At 55.1% G+C, this 16,784-nt stretch carries 13 protein-coding genes and 1 tRNA gene; 8 read left to right on the top strand and 6 right to left on the bottom strand.

Annotated features, from left to right (window positions below; genetic code table 11):
- Window positions 1-145: 145 nt before the first annotated feature.
- The 3 genes from prfB to Q0N43_RS02645 form a co-directional block, all read right to left on the bottom strand.
- Window positions 146-1,273: a peptide chain release factor 2 gene (gene prfB, locus Q0N43_RS02655; RefSeq protein WP_295442094.1), complete on the bottom strand. Its 1,128-nt coding sequence runs from the start codon at window positions 1,271-1,273 to the stop codon at window positions 146-148.
- A 131-nt stretch (window positions 1,274-1,404) separates the two neighbouring features.
- Entirely contained in the window at window positions 1,405-3,921 is a 2,517-nt protein-coding gene (locus Q0N43_RS02650) for a transglycosylase domain-containing protein (RefSeq protein WP_295442091.1), read from the bottom strand.
- Window positions 3,922-4,002: 81 nt separating this feature from the next.
- The gene (locus Q0N43_RS02645) at window positions 4,003-4,125 is read right to left on the bottom strand and encodes a hypothetical protein (RefSeq protein WP_295442089.1); all 123 of its coding nucleotides are present in this window, start codon (window positions 4,123-4,125) and stop codon (window positions 4,003-4,005) included.
- Window positions 4,126-4,540: 415 nt separating this feature from the next.
- Here Q0N43_RS02645 and Q0N43_RS02640 point away from each other — a divergent pair, with 415 nt between their 5' ends.
- From Q0N43_RS02640 to Q0N43_RS02630, 3 genes are all read left to right on the top strand, one after another.
- Entirely contained in the window at window positions 4,541-7,159 is a 2,619-nt protein-coding gene (locus Q0N43_RS02640) for a ribonuclease E/G (protein ID WP_295442086.1), read from the top strand.
- A 123-nt stretch (window positions 7,160-7,282) separates the two neighbouring features.
- The gene (locus Q0N43_RS02635) at window positions 7,283-8,638 is read left to right on the top strand and encodes a M48 family metalloprotease (RefSeq protein ID WP_295442355.1); all 1,356 of its coding nucleotides are present in this window, start codon (window positions 7,283-7,285) and stop codon (window positions 8,636-8,638) included.
- 40 nt (window positions 8,639-8,678) lie between these two features.
- On the top strand, window positions 8,679-9,503 hold the full coding sequence (locus Q0N43_RS02630; protein WP_295442082.1) for a DsbA family protein: 825 nt from the start codon (window positions 8,679-8,681) through the stop codon (window positions 9,501-9,503).
- On the opposite strand, the gene Q0N43_RS02625 is transcribed toward Q0N43_RS02630, so the two are convergent.
- Window positions 9,504-10,190, bottom strand: a complete 687-nt coding sequence (locus tag Q0N43_RS02625; protein ID WP_295442080.1) for an RlmE family RNA methyltransferase — start codon at window positions 10,188-10,190, stop codon at window positions 9,504-9,506.
- 3 nt (window positions 10,191-10,193) lie between these two features.
- On the bottom strand, window positions 10,194-11,378 hold the full coding sequence (locus Q0N43_RS02620; RefSeq protein ID WP_295442075.1) for a Ppx/GppA phosphatase family protein: 1,185 nt from the start codon (window positions 11,376-11,378) through the stop codon (window positions 10,194-10,196).
- Between the two features lie 169 nt (window positions 11,379-11,547).
- On the opposite strand from Q0N43_RS02620, the gene Q0N43_RS02615 reads away from it, so the two are divergent.
- Window positions 11,548-11,621, top strand: a tRNA-Gln gene (locus tag Q0N43_RS02615).
- Window positions 11,622-12,209: 588 nt separating this feature from the next.
- Here the strand turns inward: Q0N43_RS02615 and Q0N43_RS02610 are convergent.
- Window positions 12,210-12,896, bottom strand: a complete 687-nt coding sequence (locus Q0N43_RS02610) for a TMEM175 family protein (protein WP_295442072.1) — start codon at window positions 12,894-12,896, stop codon at window positions 12,210-12,212.
- A gap of 352 nt (window positions 12,897-13,248) precedes the next feature.
- Here Q0N43_RS02610 and Q0N43_RS02605 point away from each other — a divergent pair, with 352 nt between their 5' ends.
- Genes Q0N43_RS02605 through Q0N43_RS02590 form a run of 4 tightly spaced genes read left to right on the top strand, consistent with a single transcriptional unit; the run spans window position 13,249 to window position 16,668 of the window.
- Window positions 13,249-14,022 (top strand): glycosyltransferase family A protein, encoded by a 774-nt coding sequence (locus Q0N43_RS02605; protein ID WP_295442069.1) that lies wholly within the window; start codon window positions 13,249-13,251, stop codon window positions 14,020-14,022.
- On the top strand, window positions 14,019-14,954 hold the full coding sequence (locus Q0N43_RS02600) for a hypothetical protein (RefSeq protein WP_295442066.1): 936 nt from the start codon (window positions 14,019-14,021) through the stop codon (window positions 14,952-14,954). The genes Q0N43_RS02605 and Q0N43_RS02600 overlap by 4 nt, the downstream gene beginning before the upstream one ends.
- The gene (locus tag Q0N43_RS02595) at window positions 14,951-15,496 is read left to right on the top strand and encodes a DUF2141 domain-containing protein (RefSeq protein ID WP_295442063.1); all 546 of its coding nucleotides are present in this window, start codon (window positions 14,951-14,953) and stop codon (window positions 15,494-15,496) included. Before Q0N43_RS02600 ends, Q0N43_RS02595 begins: the two co-directional genes overlap by 4 nt.
- Window positions 15,493-16,668: a glycosyltransferase gene (locus Q0N43_RS02590; RefSeq protein WP_295442061.1), complete on the top strand. Its 1,176-nt coding sequence runs from the start codon at window positions 15,493-15,495 to the stop codon at window positions 16,666-16,668. The genes Q0N43_RS02595 and Q0N43_RS02590 overlap by 4 nt, the downstream gene beginning before the upstream one ends.
- The last annotated feature ends 116 nt before the right edge of the window (window positions 16,669-16,784 follow it).

Genomic DNA, 16,784 nt, shown 5'->3' with positions numbered 1-16,784 from the left:
TAGGCGTTTAACCGCCCAATTAAGCAGCGTCTTCTAAGGTGCCCACGCACTTGACGCAAGCGTCAACTAAGCTTTTTAGCGTGGAGCAATTGTTGAGCGGAGCTTATTAAAACGAGTTCAGCCTGACGGGCCAACAGACGGGAAGTTAATCCACATCCTCAACGGCGACAGCTTCCCCTGTAACCCGCTGTGCCAATGCGGCGGCGATGAAATTGTCTAGGTCGCCGTCGAGTACGTCGCCCGGTGTTGGCGACGTGACTCCCGTGCGCAGGTCTTTGACCATTTGATAGGGTTGCAACACATAAGAGCGGATCTGATGGCCCCAACCGATTTCGGTCTTGGCCGCATATTCGCCGCTCGCGACCTCTTCGCGTTTGCGCAGTTCGGCTTCGTATAGTCGTGCCTTCAACATGCCCATCGCGGTGGCGCGGTTTTTGTGTTGGCTGCGGTCGTTCTGGCTGGCAACGACGATGCCCGATGGTTTGTGCGTGATGCGGACGGCTGAGTCCGTCGTGTTAACATGCTGCCCGCCTGCGCCAGACGCGCGGTAAGTATCGATCTTCAAATCGCCTTCGTTGATTTCAATGTCGATATTATCGTCGATGACGGGATATACCCAGACGCTGGAAAAGCTCGTATGACGCTTTGCCGCGCTGTCATAAGGCGAAATGCGGACCAAACGGTGGACGCCGCTTTCGGTCTTGGCATAGCCATAAGCATTCTCGCCCTTCACCAGCAATGTGGCGGATTTTATACCTGCCTGATCACCTGCCTGATAATCGACCATCTCCACCTTATACCCGCGTTGTTCGGCCCAGCGATAATACATCCGCTGCAGCATTTCGGCCCAGTCCTGGCTCTCGGTGCCACCAGCGCCAGCGTGAATTTCAATGAAGGTGTCGTTGCTGTCTGCTTCGCCCGACAACAATGCAGAAACCTTGTCGCGATCCGCCCGGTTCGCCAAAGCTTTCAATGCAGCGGCGCCTTCATCGCCCAATTCGGCGTCGCCTTCCATCTCGGCAAGTTCGATTAACTCAACCGTGCCTGCCTTGTCGGCATCGATTTCGCGCACAGTGCCAATGGCCGCATCCAAACGGCGGCGTTCGCGCATAACTTCTTCAGCGGCTTTTGGATTATCCCACAAGGTCGGGTCCTCAACCTTGGCGTTCAGTTCATCCAAGCGGCGCAAAGCGCGATCCCAGTCAAGCGACATCTTGACGAGGTTAAGGGCGGCATCAATGCGGGCAACATAGCCTTCTGCGTCGGCGCGCATAAGAAACTCCAAGGGAATGAAAAGGTCTGGCGCGGCCTTTAGCGGATTGGACGCTCAAGTCAAAGGTAGCGATATCCAGAGTTATCCGCCGCATCACAAAATCTACTAGGTCCTGACCCTAAGCACTGAACCTAATAAATTCCGCCCTCTTGCTGGATAAACTCCTGGTCGCGCTTTGTCCCGACGCTTGCGCTTGGGGCATTGGCCGCGCCAGCAGCGCCATCAGACTGCGTTTCAGTCGCTTTCTTTGGCTTGTCGCCCCGCGCAGCCAGTTCCTCCTGACGGATAGAGCGCTTTGGCTCCGTCTCGGCCTTGAACGCCTCCCAGATCACGAGGCTTAGCGGGTCATCACTCGGCCAAGCACCATAGACTCGCTTGCCACTCCTGCGATCCACGCGGACAAGCCGTGTTCCGACAGGCGCGATGAACGGTGTCTTCGGCATATCGGCCATCGCCGTGCGTGCAAACTGTTTGAAAATGGGCGCAGCAAGTGAGCTTCCCTGGGCATATCCGCCCATATTGCGCGGTTGGTCAAAGCCCAGATAAACGCCAGCTACCAAATGCGGTGATCCGCCAACGAACCAGACATTTGTCGGGCCCGTGGTTGTTCCGGTTTTACCGAACAATGGTCGGTCAAGTTCGCGCAAGGTGACGGCAGTGCCGCGCGCAACCACGCCTTCCAACATATGCACGACTTGATACGCGGTGATCGGGTCCATGACTTGCTTGCCCGTAGCTGTGAAGCGCGGCATTGGCCGGCCATTCCAATCGGGCGCACGGCAACCCATGCAAGGCTTCCACTTGGCCGGCCAAATAACCTTGCCTTTGCGATTTTGCGCGAAATCAATGAACGTCGGCTTTAATTCACGGCCCTGATTGACTAGCATCGAATAGGCGTTGACCATCTTCAACACTGTCGTATCGCCTGCACCCAGCGCGTAAGAAAGATAATCGGGATAATCGCCAATCGACAAGGCCCGTAAGGTGTCGGTCACATTGCCCATACCCGATTCAGCTGCCGCTCGGACCGTCATCAGGTTGCGTGATTGTTCAAGGCCCCAACGCATCGTCTGCGGCCCTGCCCCGCTACCTGTGAAATTGCGAAAGCATTTTTGGCCTAAGTTCGCACCTTGCCAGACGCAATAGGGACTATCGACGATAATCGATGTGGGCGTCATTCCATTGTCGAGCGCAGTTGCGTAGACAAAGGGTTTAATGGTCGATCCGGGCTGCCGCTGTGCCTGTGTAGCCCGGTTGAAGCTGGATATACGATTGTCGAAACCACCCTGCACCGCCAGCACACGTCCGTTGAAAGGGTCTTGGACGACCATGCCGCCGCCGACCTCTGGCACGCTGCGGATCACATAGCTGTTGATGCCATTGGGGGCAACGGCGATCACGTCGCCTGCCTTCATCGCGGCTGGGCCGCCGTCAATGCGCGCGGTTGAACCATCTGCAAATCCAACGCGGCCCTTGCCCAGCGCAACGCCAGCACGCCAATTGGCGTAATCGATGCCAATATTGGTCGATGCAAAGCGGGATGGCCATTTGTCGTCGGTTACATCAATTGTGCCCAAATTGGCTTTCCAAGCCTTGCCAGCGTTGTAGCGCAGCAAGCCGTCACGCAACGCCTTGGTCGCCGCAAGTTGATGTTGGGGATGCATGGACGACCGGACCCAAAGCCCACCCGAATATACGCTGTAGGGACCCGCTTCGTCGGTTTCACCAAATTTTTCTATAAGCTGGCGACGCACTTCTTCTGCAAAATAACCACCAACATTTTTATAACCAGTGCCGCGTTGCGTCACAAGGCCAAGCGGTTGGGCACGCGCGGTCGCAAGCTGCACATCGGTGATCCATCCGTTTGCGCGCATTTCGCCAAGCACCCAATTTCGCCGGGACATGGCGAGGTCAGCATTTTTGGCGCGCCCATAGCGTTCCGGCGCCTTTGGTAGAATGGCCAGAAACGCCATTTCATGCAGTAAAAGCTGATCAACGCTTTTTCCGAAATAAGCCTGTGCTGCAGCCTCAACGCCAAATGCCTGCCGCCCAAGCGCGATTTCATTGAGGTAGAGCGACAAAATCTGAGGCTTGGTCAGCGCGTTTTCAATGCGCCTGGCCAAGATCGCCTCTTTGACCTTGCGGGTGTAACTATACTCGTTGGTCAACAGCAGGTTTTTCGCCACCTGTTGTGTGATCGTCGATGCGCCACGCGCCCGCTTGTCGCTAAAAATATTGTCGAAAATGGCTGACGCGATACCGGGATAGTCAATGCCGCCATGGCTGAAAAACGTTTTGTCTTCCGCCGCGAGATAGGCATGTACCAAGGTTTTCGGGAAATCAGCATATTCCAATTGAACGCGACGTTCCCGGGCGTAACTGTGAAAAGGCTCTCCGTTAAAATCGCGCACCACCGTTGGCAGCGTCGATTTATATTCGATCAGCGCCTCTGCATCAGGCAGGTTACGGGCAAACAACGCCCAGAATAACAGGAACAGAACGAACAGCGCACCTGCGGCGTAAGTGGCCAAACGAAAACGCTTGCTTTGCCAATATCCCTGCCAGCGGGTCAGAAAACTTTCGGCGTAGCGTTTCAGCCAGTAACTGATCGTCGTCGGGGCTTCGGCAGGTGGGGGCTTGGTATCCATTGCAGGCCCTGTCTAGCCGATTTGCCGGACAGGTCCAGAATCTAAATCAGCAAATGGACGCAAATTTGGCCACACACCCTTTTAACGTGACACAATCCGCCGTGCGAAATGGACTTGAATGGCATTGGACAATGTCCGTGCGACCTTGCGCTGTCCTGCGACCAACGACAGGACACGTAGAACCGCTGCATTGCTTTGGGTCAAGGCCCCTGCCAATCAATATTTTGATAAAAACGCTCCATGAGCCGTTGTTCCAAGCTAAATCGCGGGTTGCTCTTGCCGAAAACATGCAGGAGTGCTAGCGATTAACTACAGGGAATTATAATGAATGCCCCTATAGTCCGCCGTTCGGTGTTTACGCTCGGCAATTTAACAGGTTGACGCTACATGAGGCATGATATTTCCACCAACGCCGCCCAGTTAGGGCATGGCGCATGGGTTGGAAATCAAGCGCGCGCGATACACGCCCGCCATGCACAAGCAGCAGACGCATTTTTAACATTTCCACCAAATCGCTATGCCGACAGGAACGCTTTGCGTCCGGTCCGGCAACGTACCAACAATGAAGCGAGCGGCCCTCGGCTAACAATCGGCTGCCGTGCTCGCTGGAGTAAATTACATGACAACGCGTATGCTTATCGACGCGCGTCACCGGGAAGAGACCCGGGTCGCAGTCGTAACAGGAAACCAGATTGAGGAATTCGATTTTGAGTCTGCCGAGCACAAGCAGATCAAAGGCAATATCTACCTCGCAAAAGTAACTAGGGTCGAACCATCGCTTCAGGCGGCATTCGTCGATTATGGCGGCAACCGCCACGGATTTTTGGCGTTTGCCGAAATTCACCCCGATTATTACCAGATCCCGCGCGAAGACCGCGACAGGTTATTGGCCGAAGAAGCCGAAGCTGCTGCTGAAGAAGCTGCACTGCGTGAGCAGGAAGAAGAGGAGAGCGACGAGCCTTCGGATATCATGCAAGGTTCGTCGGAACGTGACGACGACGCCAACGACCTCATCGAAGTCGATAGCGATGATAGCATCGACACCATCGACATGACGGAGGGTGAAGAACCCGATCTTGGCGGCAATGGCGACGATTCGGACGAGAACGAACGTGGCGAAAATGGCCGCAACAACCGTCGTCGTCGTGGTCGCCGAAGTGGCGAAGGCCGCGCGCCAAAGGCAAGCGACGAAGTCCGCGCAAAGCGGATGAACTTGCGCCGCCGGTACAAAATCCAGGACGTCATTCATCGTCGTCAGGTTTTGCTCGTTCAAGTCGTTAAGGAAGAACGCGGAAATAAGGGCGCTGCGCTTACGACATATCTGAGCCTTGCAGGCCGTTATTGCGTCTTGATGCCAAACACGTCGCATGGCGGTGGCATCAGCCGTAAAATCCACAGCGCAGCCGACCGTAAGCGTTTGAAGACGATTATTTCTGATCTGACGTTGCCATCAACCATGGGTTGCATCATCCGGACCGCTGGGCTTGCCCGGACGAAGCCTGAAATCAAGCGTGATTTTGATTATCTGGCACGCCTGTGGGACGAAATCCGTGAGCGCACGCTGCGCGGTGCTGCGCCCATGCTGATCCACACCGACAGCGACCTTATTAAACGCGCCATCCGTGATATCTATAATAAGGATATTGATGAGGTGTTCGTTGAAGGACCCGACGGGTATAAGGCTGCCAAGGACTTTATGAAGTTGCTTATGCCAAGCCACGCAAAGCGTGTGCAGCATTATGCCGACCCAGTTCCCTTGTTCCAGCGTTACCATGTCGAAGATCAGTTGAATGCGATGTATCAACCGGTCGTCCAGTTAAAATCCGGCGGCTATATTGTTATCAACCCGACCGAAGCATTGGTCTCGATCGACATCAACTCAGGCCGTTCGACCAAAGAACATGGCATTGAACAAACCGCGCTTTCAACCAATTTGGAAGCTGCGCGCGAGATTGCCCGTCAGTTGCGCTTGCGCGATATGGCCGGCCTTGTGGTCATCGACTTCATCGATATGGAGCATCATTCGAACGCCCGCAAAGTCGAGCGTGCAATGAAAGAAGCGTTGAAGCATGATCGCGCCCGCATTCAAGTCGGTCGTATTTCCAGCTTTGGACTGATGGAAATGAGCCGTCAGCGTCTGCGCACGGGCGTGCTGGAGGCATCAACCCGCGAATGTCCGCATTGTGAAGGCACTGGCCTTGTCCGCACCGCGTCGTCGGCCGCATTGTCCGCACTGCGCCTTATCGAAGACGAAGCGGCAAAGGGTCAAGGCAACCAGATCGTGTTGCAAGCAAGCCAAGAGGCGACCATCTATTGCCTCAACAACAAGCGTGCCGAATTGGCGGCGATCGAAGATCGCTATCATGTTCGCGTGCTGATCGTGCCCAATGGCGAGACCGAGGGCGCAAAGCTTGCTGTTTCCAGTTCCGGCCCGCGTCCAGATCGTCCGGTGGAACTCTCGCCGATTATCGATCTCGACGATGATGACATTGAAGACGACATCGAAGATTTCGACGATGAGGTTGAAGAAGTCGAGGAAACCGCTCGTGAGCCACGTCGTGCCCGAGAAGAGAGCCCACGCGAAGAAGGCGAAGGCGGCGAAGGTCGTAAACGCAAGCGTCGTCGTGGTCGCCGAGGTGGCAAGGGTCGCGACCGTGATGGCCGCCCTGAAGTTGAGGGTGCCGTTGGAGGCGAAAATGCAGGTGCTGCGGAAAGTTCTGAAGGCAGTGATGTCGCTCAAGCCCCCGAAGCTGATGCGGAAGCCAAGCCAAAAGCACGTCGCGGACGTCGTGGTGGCAGGGACCGTGACCGTCAGGAAACCGGCGTTGATGCGATTGTTGACACGTCAGCACCTGCCGAAGCCGAATCGTCTGCAGTCCCAGAAGCTGTGCAAGAAGCAGATGCCAAGCCAAAGCGCCGCAGCCGTGCCAAACCAAAGGTCGATGCCGTTAAGGTTGAAGCGACAGCCGATGCGCCAGCCACCAAGGCTCCAGAAGCGTCAGACGAAGTTGCTGCTGCAAAGGTAAAGGCCCCGGCCAAGCCACGCGCCAAGGTAAAGGCAACACCGCCTGCTGCGGAAACCGCAACCGAAGAAGCTGGTGAGGCCCCCAAAGCCAAGGCCCCACGCAAGAAAGCCGCCGCAAAGGATGTAGCAAAAGATGAAGCATCCACGCAAACGGACGATGCGCCTGATGACGGCACGCCCCGCACGGGTTGGTGGCAACGCACCTTCGGTTAAGACGCCGCTCTTATAAAGATAACATAACCCCGCCGGTCACAAACCGGCGGGGCTTTTCTTTTGTCTATTTTCTTCATTGCGCGTTCATGCAGTTCGGGCCATTCACTGGATATGGATAACTTCATGTTTCGTGCCGTCCGGACAGCATTCATCCTGTTCCTTGCAGCTCTGGTGTCCGTGCGCCCCGCCATGGCGCAGTCTATTTTGCGCGATGCAGAGACCGAGGCTTTTCTCGATGAGATTTCCGCGCCTTTGATTGAGGCAGCTGGGCTTGATCCCAAAAACGTTGACATCATCCTGATCAACGACAAGTCGGTCAACGCCTTTGTCGCCGGTGGCCAAGCGGTGTACATCCACAGCGGCTTGATCGATGCCTCAACGTCCGCAAATGAAGTCCAAGGCGTGATCGCGCATGAGCTTGGCCATGTCGTTGGCGGGCATGTCGTGCGGTTTAACGAAGGCATCGCCGTGGCGAGCGGTATCAGCATCGCTAGCCTCATTCTCGCAGCAGCGGCCATCGCTGCTGGTGCAGGCGAAGCGGGCATGGGCATATTGTCGGCGGGGCAACAGGCCGCTATGGGAAAATTCTTGGCGTTTAGCCGCGGGCAAGAGGGCACAGCCGATGCATCGGGCGCACAATATCTTTCCAAGGCAGGGATATCAGGCCGCGGTTCGATCAGCTTTTTCAAAAAGCTGCAGAATTTTGAATTCCGCCTCGGTATCCCGCAAGAGGACAGCTACGGCCGCACGCACCCATTATCCGGTGAGCGTATTTCGGTGCTGGAGGACACCTATTCCGCCGACCCTGCGTGGAACGCGCCGATAAACCCCAAATGGGAAAGCGATTTCAAACGCGTTAAGGCAAAACTGACGGGCTATCTTGCTGACCCCACAGCCACGATGCGTGATTATCCAGAGCCCGACACATCGGTGCCTGCCCGCTATGCGCGCGCTTATGCTTGGCACAAGTCCGCTTATCCGCAAAAGGCGCTGGATGAATCATCCGCCCTTGTCGCCTCAGCACCCGACGATCCCTATTTCCTCGAACTATATGGGCAGATATTGCTGGAATCTGGGCGTCCTGCCGATGCGATTGTGCCGTTGCGCAAAGCGGTAAACCTGACCGGAAACCAACCATTAATCGCCGCGATATTCGGACATGCCTTGATCGCTACGGAAGATAAAAAGCAGCTTGATGAAGCTGCGCAAGTGTTGAAAGCGGCAGTGGCCAAAGACAACCAAAATCCATTTGCATGGTATCAGCTTGGCGTCGTCTATGCACAAAAAGGGGATACGGCGCGCGCCGCACTCGCCAGCGCAGAACGCTATATGATGGAGGGCGCGCCACAGTTTGCTTTGCCCAACGCGCAAACCGCAATGGCGGGGTTGCCGGAATACTCGCCCGATTGGATCCGTGCACAAGATATCAATATGGTGGCCGAAGCCAAGCTTGCGCAGTTAAAGAAACGCCGCCGCTAAATTGCTGGCACAATGCACGCGGCGCGGCTAATCAGCGTCCATGAACGAACAAGCATCAACGCGCCGGATTATCATCGCAACCGTGGTTACGGGGTTAGCCATCTTGCTTGCTTTGACGGCCTATATTTTCTGGCCAAGTGCCGTCGCGGTTAGCCCTTCTGATGCTGCACCAGTTGCCGGAGACGCAACGAAATCTGCCGATGATGCTGTTGCTGCTGCGGGCATGTCGCCTGCTGACCGTAAGGCGACAGAGGCATTGGTGAGAGCCTATATCCTTGAAAATCCAGAAATCATAACTGACGCCGTCGCCATTTTGCAGCAGCGTGAAGTCACACAACGTTTATCCGCAGTGGGAAATGACATCGCCAAGCCCTTCCCCGGTGCCGAGGCCGGAAACCCGAATGGCGATGTGACGATTGTCGAGTTTACCGACTATAATTGCGGTTTCTGCCGGGCAAGCGTGCCCGATGTCCAGCGCCTGTTAAAAAGCGATGGCAATATCCGCTTGGTCTATCGCGAATTGCCGATCCTCAGCCAATCCAGCCGGGACGCTGCCTTATGGGCGCTTGCGGCCGCGCGCCAAGGCAAGCACAAGGCATTTCATGATGCCTTGTTCGCAGGTGGCCCCGCTGATGCAGCAAATATTGCTGCCGCCGCGCGCATAGCAGGGCTGGATGTAGCCGCTGCCCGCGCCTTTGTTACTTCGCCGCAAGCAAACCAAGAGATCGAACGCAACTTGGCGTTTATGCAGCAAATCGGTTTCAACGGCACGCCCACATTCATCATCGGTGACCAGATATTGGAAGGTGCCTTGGGCTATGACGCCCTGAAGCGCGCGGTTGAAAAGGCCCGGCGAAACGGCTGATCAGCTCTTTTTACCTTGCGCAATCACATACCATTCTACTGAGCCCTTGCGGCTTGCTGGCGGCTTTGCATGCTTCACCGTCGTGAAGTTCGTTTTAAGAATGCTCAGCATCGCTGGATCGGTGCCGCCTGCAAAGACCTTCGCGACAAAATCACCACCAGGCAGCAGCACCTTGATCGCAAAATCCACCGCTGCCTCAACCAGGCCCATGGTGCGCAAATGGTCGGTCTGTTTATGCCCGACCGTGTTGGCCGCCATGTCTGACAAAATCAGGTCCGGCGCACTCCCAAGTTCGGCGATCAACCGGTCTGGCGCGCGATCCTGCATGAAGTCCATCTCAAGCAGGATAACCCCCTCAATCGGGTCAACTGGCAATAGATCAATGCCGACAATGGCGGCCTTGGGCTGTTGCCTGCGCACCACTTGTGCCCAACCGCCCGGCGCGACGCCCAGATCAACGACAGCTTTCTTGCCGCGCAAAATATGGAATTTTTCGTCAAGCTCAACCAGCTTATAGGCCGCACGGCTGCGATAGCCTTCACCATGCGCGCGCTTCACATAAGGGTCATTCAACTGCCGCTCAAGCCAACGAGTCGATCCCGCCGTCCGCCGCTTTGCGGTCTTGACTTTCTGCTTGCCAGCCAGCGTCCGACCTGAGTCCTTACCACCGAAAAGATTATCTGCCATATCTCAATTCTGCCGATTGCGGCGCTTGGCGTCGCTGGCCATCAGCGCGCGCAATATACCTTCGCGAATGCCGCGATCTGCCACGCCTAGCCTTTCGCCAGGCCATATGTCGAAAATAGACTCCAATATCGCACATCCGGCGACCACCAAATCGGCCCGCTCATGGCCAATGGTCGGAAACTCAGCGCGTCCGGCAATGTTGCGATGTGCCAGTTCGCGGCTGATATCGCGCATAGCAGAAGTCTGGAGATGCAAACCGTCTACGGCTCGCCGGTCATAACTGTTAAGCTTCAAATAGACGCTGGCGAGCGTTGTGACCGTTCCTGATGTCCCCAACAGGCGGCGGTCGCCGCCATCTTCGGGCAAGCGGGCTGCAAAGTCGGCAAAGCTGGCCATGACTTGGTCCCGCATGGATTGGTAGCTTGCCCTTAATTGTTCCGGACTGTCGCCTTCTGCGCGTTCGCTTTCCGTAAGCGAGACGACGCCCCAAGGCACGCTCACCCAATCGAGGATTTCAGGTATCACATTTTTTGTCGACACAAGCACCAACTCGGTTGACCCACCGCCAATATCGAAAATCAGCGCAGGTCCGGCGCCATCTTCCAAAAGAGCGTAACAGCCCATAACCGCCAGCCGCGCTTCTTCCTTTGGACTAATGATGTCGAGGTGAATGCCAGTCTCTCGCTTCACCCGTTCGATAAACTGTGCCCCGTTCTCCGCTTGGCGGCAGGCCTCGGTCGCAACAGAACGGGCCAGCACCACATTGCGTTTTTTCAGCTTTTCCGCACATACGGTTAATGCTTCAACCGCACGGTCCATGGCCTCCTCGCTCATTCGGCCAGTGGAGGTCATGCCCTCGCCCAGCCTGACAACACGCGAAAACGCGTCCACGACCGTAAAATCGTCGCCACCTGCCCGCGCGATCAGCAACCGGCAATTATTGGTGCCAAGGTCAAGCGCGGCATAGGCTGTCCGTTCAAGCCAATTTCGGCGCGAAGCAACCTTGTCACCCTGCGGCCTGCCGTTGCTGGCCGAAGGCGCAGTCTTTGGGGTGTCGGGACGCGCTGCGCCATGGGCCGAAGCCTGCTGCAGCGTTGCAGCCTTGGGTGCCGCATTTTTGTGACGGGACGGTTTTTTACGTTTTCGTCCGCGTCCTTTTTGCGGCGATGGCGCGACATTTTCGCCCATGGCCGATAACTCACTTTTTATTTTCTATCCGGGCGGATGTGCCGCCGGTACCTGAACGTGACGCTACGCGCACAGAGACAAAGATTCAAGATTTTTGAACACCCCCCGCAACCGCCCGATTCAGCGGGTTGACCGGACATGGCCACGGGCATATACGCCCACCCCTCGCTCCCCGGTCGTCTAACGGTAAGACTACGGACTCTGACTCCGTCTATTGAGGTTCGAATCCTTACCGGGGAACCATCTTAAAAATTCTGATTTCATTGCGTGTTATTAGGTAACGGCATTGAGGAACGCTCGCGTCAGCGTTTGTTGCGTTCCCTAGTCAATTCTGTGCGTTTCCGGGCAATTACGATCAGTCTCGGCTGCTCCGTGCAACATCAATGCAACATGGCTTGCGCCGATAACAGCCGGGGGTCAGTCTTTTGGTGGCTTTGTTAAGCCAATGCCGTGTTCTGGTTAACCGTAGCGTCCTCTTCTGAATGACGCAGGCGTTGAACCATGGCAGTGATCGGCAACATTTGCGGCGTGCAAGCAGGCTGGGTAATGTCGATATAGACTTAGGGTCAGGACCACTTAAATCCACCTTCGCGGCGTCAAAATGGCAAAGATATCGCAGGAAAATGTCCGCCGCAGGCAGTCATTCTGCCTGCGAGGGCATTTTGTTTTGAGATCGAAGCCATTTTGGCGTCCTTCGGATTTGACACATTTTGTCCATTGCCGCGTTGGCAAAGCTAGACTTAGAACCACTAAGCCTGCGCCTTGCCGCCTTGCACTGAACAAAATGGCCTCAAACCGCGAAGGTGGATTTAAGTGGTCCTGACCCTGTTTCTAAAGTTCTTCCTCGATAACTGGCGCCTGATTTACATAAAGTGGCGTTTCGGGGGGACGCAGTTGATACAGCGTTGTCGCGCCGGCCAGCGCAAGGCCGAGTTCCCAACTGAAAAACACTAAAATAGCGGCAACAACCATGGCGGCGGCTTCGCGCAAATAATGTTGGTCAAGCCGGATGACGTAGGCGGCGTCAAGCCGTTCATCCAGATCACCCGTTACGCGCGCGGTTCGCCATCTGAACCACCATATGACCGAAGTTGCGGCAAGTGCAACGGCATAGAATTTTGCGCCAACGACCCGATCAATTGGATCCTGAATATGCTCTGCAAAGGCGCGTGTTGGGATAGCTATAGAGGCGATAGCAGCTACAAAAATGAGTGTTGCTAACAAAAAGCGATGCCCCGTTGTGCGGAAAAGAGCGCCGGCAAAGTGATGCTGGACCCAATATGTTCCGATTACCAATGTCGATAATGCATAGCCCAAATAAGACGGCCAAAGTGCAAGCAATTGCCGTCCAAGGTCAGAACCGACTTCGGGCAGGGTTATTTCAACAATTGGAGGCGTGAAAGCGATAGCGAACACGGCGTCGGCAAAGATTTCCATTCTTGTTGAACCACGCGTGACACCGTCACCGGGATGTTCATCAAGACGCGGACGGTCGTCCAGTTGAGTTTTTAAGGTCAAGTCTGTCCCATTGCATGCGCGGCTATCTTCCGGAATTGAAGATAATTGTGACCGAAACCGCCAAGACGGCAGAAAGGTCTGCCCCGTCGGGCGTAGATCGCAACTACGGCTGGCATGCGGACGTTCTGCTACCATTCGTTTAAGCAAAGAAAGACGGCATTTGCCGAACATTTTCTAAATCGGGCACGCTTAAGGTAGCAGGATCATTGTCCCAACAAAATTAAACAGAGCAGAACGCTGCTAAAGTGTTTGTGACACCAAATAATTCTAATCGTCATAAATTTGACGCCGTTCTGACACCGTAATTTTGTAAATGAGCTTGATAGCCGGGGGGATTAGTCAGGGGTAGCTTGTGCGCTGGTCGATTGTCATACCTGTATATAATGAGGCCGACTTTCTCCCGCAGATGTTAGAGTCGGTAACGGCGCAAACGACAGCTTTTGATTTGATCATTGTCGACAACGGTTCGACCGACGGCTGCATTGATAAAGCGCGCGTCCAACTCGCGGATTATCAAGGCAACGTAACATATTTGCAGGAACCCCGGCCGGGCCAGGTCTATGCCTTGCAAACCGGAATAGCCGCAGTTGAGACTGAATTCACGGCGGTTTGTGATGCAGATACTTACTATCCGCCGCATTATCTTTTTACAGCGACGCGCCTGTTTGACTCAAAGGGCATGAATTATGTTGCGGCATGCGCGTATCTGCGCCGCGAGCCATTTTTCGCGGGCCTAGGGAGCATGGTACACCGCTTGCTCGTGGCACGCATGTTACCACATCAAAACCATACCAGCGGTGCTGCGCAGATGTTCCGCACAGAAGCATTAAAGGCCGCGGGCGGCTATGATCCCTTGTTGTGGCCGTATGTTTTAAAAGACCATGAGCTTATGCATCGTGTGCTAAAACTGGGACGTCAAATTTATCATTCCCGATTATGGTGCACGACATCTGATCGGCGCGTTGATCGCCGCAATGTGCGTTGGACGCTGGTGGAGCGTCTGACGTACCATTTGACACCGCGTTCACGGCAGCATGATTTCTTCTACCAGTTTTTGGCCAATAGGTTCGATGCGCGTGGGCAGCGCGACACCGTTCTGCGTGAACGCAACTGGGTCGCCGCGTGACATTGACCACTGCGCCGTTGGCACATCTGGATTTGCCGACGTTACAGCCGGAGCGAAAGCTGTGGTCAACCTGGCTGTCGCGTATCCTGTCCGCTGCTTTGCTGATCGCCATCGTGTTTCAACTCGGACAGATCGACGCTAAGCAGTTGCAAAATGCCTTACCGCAAAATCTATGGTTTTTGCCCGTGTTACTGGCATTATATTTCGCATTGCCCATTGCCGACTGGATCATATTTCGGCGCCTGTGGGCATTGCCTGCTTCGGGATTTCTCATCCTTCTTGCCAAACGCATCGGCAATGAAGTGCTCATATCCTATTCGGGTGAAGTCTATTTTTATCTATGGGCGCGTAAACGAACGGAGCTAAGCGCAGCGCCCTTTGGAGCGATTAAGGACGTCAACATCCTGTCAGCGTTAGCGGCAAACCTCGTCGCGTTGCTCCTGTTGCTTCTCACTTACCCCCTGATATCGCAGCTAAATCTTGGTCAATATAGCGATGAATCGGTCACCTTTGCTGCCATCATGTTGATGTCATCGTTCCTAATATTGCTGTTTTCGCGTCGCGTTTTCACGCTTGAGCGCCCGCAGCTTTGGTGGATCTTTGGGGTTCATATCGTTCGATTATCGGCAGGCGTACTTTTATGTGCCTTGTTGTGGTTCATAATTTTACCGGGACCGCATTTTGGCTTTTGGTTGGTCCTGTCAATGATCCGGTTACTTGTCGGACGCTTACCGTTTTTCCCCAATAAGGAAGCCCTGTTCGCAGTCATCGCGATATTCTTAGTCGGCCAGGACAGCGCGGTTTCAACGCTGATCACTCTAACTGCGTCCACGATGTTGGCAATGCATGTCTTGGTCGCCGCAACATTAGGCGCCCTTGCGCTGGTTTCGCCAGATACAAGCGTGTTCCCCAAAAAGGCCAAATCGTCATGAAGTATATTTTAGCAATCGGAGCCCTTGGGTGGTCCATGACTGCCTACGCTGTCATACCACCCAAGGCGGAACGCGGGCGCAATGGCGCGGATTGCCGGGCGTCAGAGTCCGGCCCTGCGGTAAACGTGAGCGTTATTGGCTTAAAGGACCGCAAAGGTAAGCTCATCCTTGAGCTTTACCCCGAAAATGATACTGATTTCCTTCAAAGCGACAAGGTTTTAATCGCGGCTGGCAAACCGTTTCGCCGCGTGCCGATGACTATACCGAGCGCTGGCCCCGTTTCGATATGCATTCGCGCGCCGGGGCCCGGACGATATGCTTTGGCGCTGCTGCATGATCGTGACGATAATGGAAAGTTTGGTCTTTCGGGTGATGGCGTTGGTTTCGCCAACAATCCCAAGCTGGGCTTTAGTAAGCCAAAGGTAAAGGCAGTTGCACTTGCGGTTGGACCGGGTGTGCGGTCCATCTCAATCGTCATGAAATATCGCCAAGGCATTGGTATTGGCCCCATCAAAAACCAAACGGCGGAGAGCCAGCCGTGAAGATAGTCGATGTCTGCGAATTTTACGCACCGGAAGGTGGCGGCGTTCGGACCTATATCCACGCAAAGCTCGAAATTGGTGCGCGGCTTGGACATGCCATAACCGTGATTGCGCCCGGCCATAACGACGAAGTCGTCGAATATGGAAACGGGTGCCGGATTATTTACGTAAAAGCGCCCCCGCTTCCCTTTGACAAAAAATACGGCATGTTCTGGAACGCCGCCCCGGTTCACGCCATTTTGGACGCAGAACAACCCGATGTGCTTGAGGCATCCTCCCCATGGCGCGGGGCATGGATTGCCCGCAGTTGGCAGGGCAAGGCGCTGCGATCAATATTCATGCATCATGACGCGCTGTCGGCATGGGCATATCGCTGGTTTGACACCGTTGCCTCACGCGATGCCATTGATCGGCAGTTTGAATGGTTCTGGCGTTATCTCCGACGCATGTGCAACAGCTTTGACTATACCATATGCGCGTCGCCAAGCCTTGAACACAGGATGACCAGTGGTGGCATCTCCGGCGCGGTAAATATCTCCATGGGCGTAGATGCAGGGGTTTTCTCCCCGGATAGAAGGCATCTTTCCGTCCGCCGGGACTTGTTGGCGCGCTGTAACTTGCCCGATACGGGCACATTGTTACTCGGTATTGGACGCCATACCCCTGAAAAACGCTGGCCTTGCGTCATTGATGCTGTGGCGCGCGTCGCCGCAAAACGTCCGGTAGGCTTGGTATTGATCGGCAACGGCCATCAGCAGGCATCGGTCATTGAACATGTAAATGGCAACCCGCATATCCAGTTGCTCGAACCTGTCCGCAATCGCACGGCGCTGGCGACCATAATGGCAAGTTGCGATGCGCTGGTGCATGGTTCGTCCGCAGAAACTTTTGGACTCGTCGCCTCGGAGGCTCTGGCTTCAGGGCTACCTCTGGTCCTCCCGAATGCGGGCGCAGTCGCCGATATAGCCCATCCTAGTTTTAGCGAAATATATACGCCGGGCAACGCGCACGACGCCGCTTTAGCGATTGAGCGCCTATTGGATCGCGATCAACATCAACTCCGATCTGCCGCCCACTGCGCAGCGGCCTCGGCACGGACACTCGACGATCATTTTGTCGAACTGTTCCGGACATACGCAGACGCCATTTCCGAAAAACGAGAGGCAGCATGATGACGGCAATTCTTCGCATTTACTACCAAGTAGCGGTAGTCCCAACCCGGAGCACGAGGCGACGGGTTAACCGGATTGTGCGTTACCCAAAACCTTTATGGTATTACCTCTTGCGC

The organism is Sphingorhabdus sp. EL138 (assembly GCF_945882965.1).
GTDB lineage: Bacteria > Pseudomonadota > Alphaproteobacteria > Sphingomonadales > Sphingomonadaceae > Sphingorhabdus_B.
This window is presented reverse-complemented; position numbering and strand designations above follow the sequence as displayed.

Bases quoted from the DNA above. Each gene is read 5' to 3' on its own strand.
- prfB (WP_295442094.1), bottom strand. From the start codon at position 1,273: ATGCGCGCCGACGCAGAAGGCTATGTTGCCCGCATTGATGCCGCCCTT.
- Q0N43_RS02650 (WP_295442091.1), bottom strand. From the start codon at position 3,921: ATGGATACCAAGCCCCCACCTGCCGAAGCCCCGACGACGATCAGTTAC.
- Q0N43_RS02640 (WP_295442086.1), top strand. From the start codon at position 4,541: ATGACAACGCGTATGCTTATCGACGCGCGTCACCGGGAAGAGACCCGG.
- Q0N43_RS02635 (WP_295442355.1), top strand. From the start codon at position 7,283: ATGTTTCGTGCCGTCCGGACAGCATTCATCCTGTTCCTTGCAGCTCTG.
- Q0N43_RS02630 (WP_295442082.1), top strand. From the start codon at position 8,679: ATGAACGAACAAGCATCAACGCGCCGGATTATCATCGCAACCGTGGTT.
- Q0N43_RS02625 (WP_295442080.1), bottom strand. From the start codon at position 10,190: ATGGCAGATAATCTTTTCGGTGGTAAGGACTCAGGTCGGACGCTGGCT.
- Q0N43_RS02620 (WP_295442075.1), bottom strand. From the start codon at position 11,378: ATGGGCGAAAATGTCGCGCCATCGCCGCAAAAAGGACGCGGACGAAAA.
- Q0N43_RS02595 (WP_295442063.1), top strand. From the start codon at position 14,951: ATGAAGTATATTTTAGCAATCGGAGCCCTTGGGTGGTCCATGACTGCC.